The organism is Deltaproteobacteria bacterium (assembly GCA_016213065.1).
Classification (GTDB): Bacteria; UBA10199; UBA10199; order SPLOWO2-01-44-7; family SPLOWO2-01-44-7; genus JACRBV01.
In genome coordinates this window covers 1-5,457 of the sequence record JACRBV010000116.1, presented here as the reverse complement: position 1 = coordinate 5,457, position 5,457 = coordinate 1, and the positions used below count along the sequence as shown (strand labels likewise).

General features: G+C 46.5%; 5 protein-coding genes. All 5 read right to left on the bottom strand.

The window, feature by feature from the left end; genetic code table 11:
* Window positions 1–196: hypothetical protein (locus HY877_06675; GenBank protein MBI5299954.1), on the bottom strand; the 196-nt coding region annotated here is incomplete at its 3' end.
* Window positions 197–268: 72 nt separating this feature from the next.
* Window positions 269–1,816 carry a right-handed parallel beta-helix repeat-containing protein gene (locus HY877_06670; GenBank protein MBI5299953.1) on the bottom strand — a complete coding sequence of 516 codons (1,548 nt, stop codon included), beginning with the start codon at window positions 1,814–1,816 and terminating at the stop codon, window positions 269–271.
* A 190-nt stretch (window positions 1,817–2,006) separates the two neighbouring features.
* Window positions 2,007–3,683 (bottom strand): putative metal-binding motif-containing protein, encoded by a 1,677-nt coding sequence (locus HY877_06665; GenBank protein ID MBI5299952.1) that lies wholly within the window; start codon window positions 3,681–3,683, stop codon window positions 2,007–2,009.
* Window positions 3,680–4,708, bottom strand: a complete 1,029-nt coding sequence (locus tag HY877_06660; GenBank protein ID MBI5299951.1) for a hypothetical protein — start codon at window positions 4,706–4,708, stop codon at window positions 3,680–3,682. The genes HY877_06665 and HY877_06660 overlap by 4 nt, the downstream gene beginning before the upstream one ends.
* The coding region (locus tag HY877_06655) for a hypothetical protein (GenBank protein ID MBI5299950.1) at window positions 4,672–5,457 on the bottom strand (786 nt) is incomplete at its 5' end. The genes HY877_06660 and HY877_06655, both read right to left, overlap by 37 nt.

Below are 5,457 nucleotides of genomic sequence, written 5' to 3'. Positions count from 1 at the left end.
TAAGATAAGACCCTCGGGCATGAGAGCGGTCGGCAAAGGCATCGGGAGAATGGGTGAGAAGGGCGTTGATGACGGAGCGCGCGTTACCGTAAAATCGGTCCGCGGGATTTTTGGCGAGAAGTCTCAAGATGATCGTGTCCAGAAATTTTGGGAAATCAGGACGCCTGCTGTGGGCGTGGGACGGCGGCCATGGCAAAGTTTCCTTTTCGATGATCTTCCGGAGATGTTTTGTATTCCCGCACTGTTTGAATTTCGATTTCGGCGGGGGTCAAATGGTTTTTCTGATCCGCACCACCAATAATCCCGTAAAGGATGTGAAGAGTAGAAGTAAAAAAGCGCCACTGTCTCCGCCTTGATCGGGATTGAGTGAGGCACCACAGCCACCTAAGCCGCCGGATGCCCCTGTGGTCGTGAGACCTCCGGAAGCCAATTGCACGCCTGTCATGGAGTTACCAACTTGTCCGGATTTTTCTTCTTTCGATGTGCCGGTTTCTGCGGAGGAAAAGGGCGGAGGAAGATTGCCCACACCGCCGGTTAATCCCGATGTTTCAACAGGGGTGGAAACGGGTCCGGCAGGAATGCTGGATGGACCGTTGAGGAGGACACGGGCGCTGTAGCTTGTGCTTCCAAAAATAGGGTGATGAAAGAGGATCACGGCCTTTTGGTTTTTTTGTACGGAGGTCATGGGGAGATCGCATGAAAAGTGTCTGAGTGATTCCGTTCTCAAGTTTTCAAGTTCCAGACAATTGACGGTGAAGGCGTAAAATTCGCGGGGTTGGTAAGAATACCTATTGCGCGTATCTTCATTTTGTTGCCGATCATATTGTGTCTCGGTTAACCCCACCTCTATTTCCCCTTTCGGATACGGTAGTTGAAATTGAAACGAAGCCATAACCGGTGGTTCTCCTTCGGCGGGAAGATAGGAAATGTCGGAAGAGTATGTCAAAATCGGATCATCTTGTTGTGCGATGCTTCCGGAAATATTTAAAATTGCCGGAGGGAGAACGCCCCCGTTAACGCCGTCGGCGAGGAAGATGCCTTCGGTTTGTTTGTATTCTCCGTCTCCATTCGCGTCATTCTTATAAATGATATTTCGCTCGACGAAATTGCCGGAACCGTTCGCGATTTTAACGCCGGTGTTGTTATCGTGGATGGTGTTTCGTGTAAGGCTGTTGTCACTGCCATCGATCTGCACACCGATGTTGCAATCTTTTGTTTCAGTATCGCTGATTGCGTGTCTATCACCCGTCAGCTTGATACCAACTCCCGATTTGGCGGAGCAGGCGATATGCGAATCGCGGATGGTCGTTGCATTTCCTTCCACCTGCACACCGATGGCGCAATTTGAAATGTCACTGCCGAGGATTTGATGTCCGTTGCCGGTGAGTTGAATGCCGATGGAACCTCCCTCTCCCCCCGCGGAAGAGGGTTGGGGTGAGGGGGTGTTTGCTGTGCAAGCAAAATGGGTATCAATCAGCATCACGGGCTGAGAGCCTTTGATAACCAAAGGCCCCGCGAGACCGTTGATCTGAAGGCCGCTGATGTAAACGGGTTTGTCACTGGCAGTAGTATCCAAGGACAAATTTAGTGAAGAAGTGGTTTGGGAGACTAAATTGAATTGAAAACAGAGACAATATGCCGTGTTGTTTAGGCAGGAATAAATTTTATAGTTTGTCAAAGCAGTCTGGATAGCACTACGATTTCTGTCGGTGATTGGAATGATATCAACTCCGTCACACACGGAATCGATGGGGTAGACAAATGAAGGAAGAGTCAAGATGAGAGATAGAAGGCCGAACCGAAATAAATTTTTCATTACCAGCACCTCCATGCCCCAAAATGTGCAAGCCTCATGCCATAATAATTTTTATTATAAATCAGAGGGTTACAGGAATACTTGGGGGCCGAGATGGGTTGACTTTAACCCTGACCGTCAAACCCTTATCATTTTGAAAGTGATTATCTGAAAAACTGTTGAAGGCCGACGATGGAAATATCTTTTCTAATTAAGGAATTGTCGAAAAATGGATTCCTCCATCGTTACCAAACCCAATTTTCTGCCATGCCAATCCATAAACAGTACCGACAGAAGTTAAAGATGGCTCTACTGCTCCATCGAATGTCCTTTGTTTTTCAAAACCAAGATTGCCATTCCTATCAATTATTCTGGAGAATAGTTGCCAATTACCACTCCTATAATCTTCCCAAGCAAACATATAATCATTCGATCCTGCAACTAACGAATGCCCTTCCGGATTGGCTCGGTCCCCTGCCAGCATTTTAGAATCTATTTCCAGTCGATTATCCTTGATAGTAGAAAAATAAAGACCATTTAAAAGATTACCGTTATTGTTTGACGAATTATTATCCAACCATCGAACCACTCCATATTGCTTGGAAGACTGTAACCATGCGAGTGAAACTCTGTTTCCACATGAGTGTCCCCCTCTGATATCGGAGCTATAAGAGCCATCGCCTACTCTGATTCGATTACTTGGATTGCCAGCACGATCAAGGTTGACAAAATAAATGGCGCCAAACGTGTGTGGAGAAATACCCGTTGTTTGTTCTGTGTGTATAAAAGCCAAACCGTAACGATCGCCTGCCCACACTAAATCGGGTCTGCAAATAAGCTCACCAAGATCGCTGGCTATCTGTTGATCCGTTGAAATAACATTCCCCATCCTATCTAAAGTACTGAAGCGAATTTGCTGAAAATCGCCCCATCCCCAAGCAACTCCAAAACCATTACCGTTCCAAGCAATCGAACTATGGGCCAAATTATCATTGCCAAGATAAACATCAGCCCCTATTTTTGTACCCTGTGAATCAAGACGCGCAAAATAGATGCCGTTGTTAGACCAAGTAAGGCCAAACTCTTCCCCTGTCCAAACCAAATCTGGATATGTAGCTGGTCCCCCCTCCGCAACTTCGACGGTACTATTGGGTATCAACTGTCCACTGGCGTCAATTCTTGCAAAACCAATTTTTGAATGGTCAAAATATTCCCAAACAATTCCAAAGTTTTGTCCTGTCCAGACGACGACAGGATTTTGACCATATGCCGCTATCCACTCGCAGTTGCCACAAGTGCCACAAAGATTAGTCACTCCCTCGTCGGTCTGGCCGTTGCAGTTATTATCAATTCCATCGCAAATTTCTTCGGGAGTAGGACCACATTTCTCACAGGCATTTAAAACTCCTTCATCCGTCTGACCATCACAGTTATCGTTCTTGCCGTTACAAACTTCCGTTGCTCCTGGATGAATATTTTTATTGGAGTCGTCGCAATCATCTCCTCCAAATTGTTTATCAATAAAACCGTCTCTATCCTTGTCCACTGCTGGATCTCCTATTTTTTCCAAAGAACTGCATGCGGCAATTCCCAATGCAACCACGGCCAAGCCTCCCGTGCCGCCGATTAAAATGCCCAACCCTATGATCCCAACAAACATCAGCGCTCCGGCGATGGCCGCGTCAGCATTGGATGCAACATTATTACTCCGCACATTTGCGGTATACAGGGTGTGAGAAGGTTGCATGGGAAATGCCGTGATGCGTGAAAAATCTGCACGTTTTTCATTGTCGAAAAATAATGGGGGAGGGCGCGTCAGATCGTGGGATGGGGAGATTGCTTCGGCCTTAGGCCTCGCAATGACATTGTTAACAGATATAATGCTCAAAAGGTACCTCCAAGACTTAACCGTGTTCCGCTTTCAGAAAGTTGAAGAGACATTTTCGGTCCTGTTTTTTGATTTTGTCCGTTGGAATCAAGATGCCAAAGCAATGCTCCCAATCCTGCAAAAACTGCCGCGCCGACAAAACCTGCCGTTGAAATGGCGGCATGATTTTCAGCCGACTGCCTTAGACCGTCTATTTGATTGGAATAGGCTGATTTGGTTGCATCATCGGCAAAACGCAAATTTCCGGATGTGCCAACAATTTTTCCTTCTGACTGCAATTGTCTCACAAGTCCTATATGTTGATCCTCATCTGAATTGGCATAACCACGGTTCATTCCCCCAACCACCAGACCACCAACCGAAGCGGCAAAACTCGTCCACATGAGTGAGCGGTAAGGGCGTGAGGTGATGGCATTCACCGCAGGCGAAACCCAGCTGAACATCGAAGTAGATGATGCATTTGATTTTTTGAAAAAAGGCGAAACGAGTTTGTCTGCGGCATCATTTACTTCGTTAATAGTAAAATGAGATTTTCCGCCGTTTTCTACGCGCAGTTGGATTCTGTTTTCCACAACCGTTTTCTGAAGGGCAATCAACTGAAGACTAACAACATATGTGTTTCCAAGAAGGCTTAAAGTCCCTGTAACGAGATAATCAACACCCAAAGGATTATCTTTCGAAAATTCTTTAATACAAATTTCATCTTTACAACCTGCCATCTGCGCCGCCTTTTTAAACCCCACTACTTTACCAATATCGTCAAAACTGGTTACCTCAAGCTCCTCCCACACAGACAAACGATCTGTAACCAACGAATAAATGCTCTGGGCAAGGCTTTCATCGGCGCCTTTATTGAGTTTGAACGGCATAACGGCAAGTCTGAATTTTGGCTTTTTCACATCTCCGCCCGAGCCCGATTCAAAATCAGATTGGGGTAGAAAAATGTTTTGAGAGTTTGATCCCGAAACGGGGTTGATGGCGAATTGTGTCATCGGCACTCCTGCGGAATCTTTGAGGGTTCCCATGGAATAGAGCAGAAATCTCCTTGGATCATGTCAACGGGGATTACCGGAGGGTCGTTTGAAATAGAAAGCTGATAGTCAATCAACTGCCTTGAGGTTTGATAGGAAATGCCTCCGGTATAAATTTTTCCGGGCATTGAAAATTCGCTTGGGTCGTAGGGCAGTGAAATGTGGCGAACGCTGTTGTCTGAAGTCTGCACAATTCTGAACTCGCTGGGACATTGAACAGCGCGATCTGATTTTCCATCACCGTCGTAGTCGGCGGAAAAAGGATGACATTCAAGTCCACCAAATATTCCACTGGGTGGCAAATCAATTAAAATCCATAAATTAGAATTCAACTCTTTCCATATTCCATCTTTTGATTTGGTTCCAACGTCGTTACCCATCATCGGTATCCATTCATTGCCACCAAAATTAAGATTATCGTATTTCGACGCCTGCCAACCCGAAGGGAATAAAGTCAACCCCCACCACTCCCCGGCCCCGCTAACTCCATCGGGAATCTTAAAAGTGGGTTCCCGACTGCCAACCACGGCCAAATACGCCCACCCGGGCGCTTCGGCCAGTTGGGCATCCGTGAGGTATTTTGTGTTTATGTCGAAATTTCTGTTGTAGTTGAAATCTTTATTGCCCCACGCGATGCGCCAGTAGCCGTCGCTGGTTTGTAGGGCGAGATCAATCCAGCCGTCTCCGTTGTAGTCTCCTTCGACCGGTCTGGAATATTTTGTCAGACGCACGTCGCGGTTGAG

Coding starts and splice junctions, on each gene's coding strand:
- HY877_06670 (MBI5299953.1), bottom strand. CDS start 1,816: ATGAAAAATTTATTTCGGTTCGGCCTTCTATCTCTCATCTTGACTCTT.
- HY877_06660 (MBI5299951.1), bottom strand. CDS start 4,708: ATGGGAACCCTCAAAGATTCCGCAGGAGTGCCGATGACACAATTCGCC.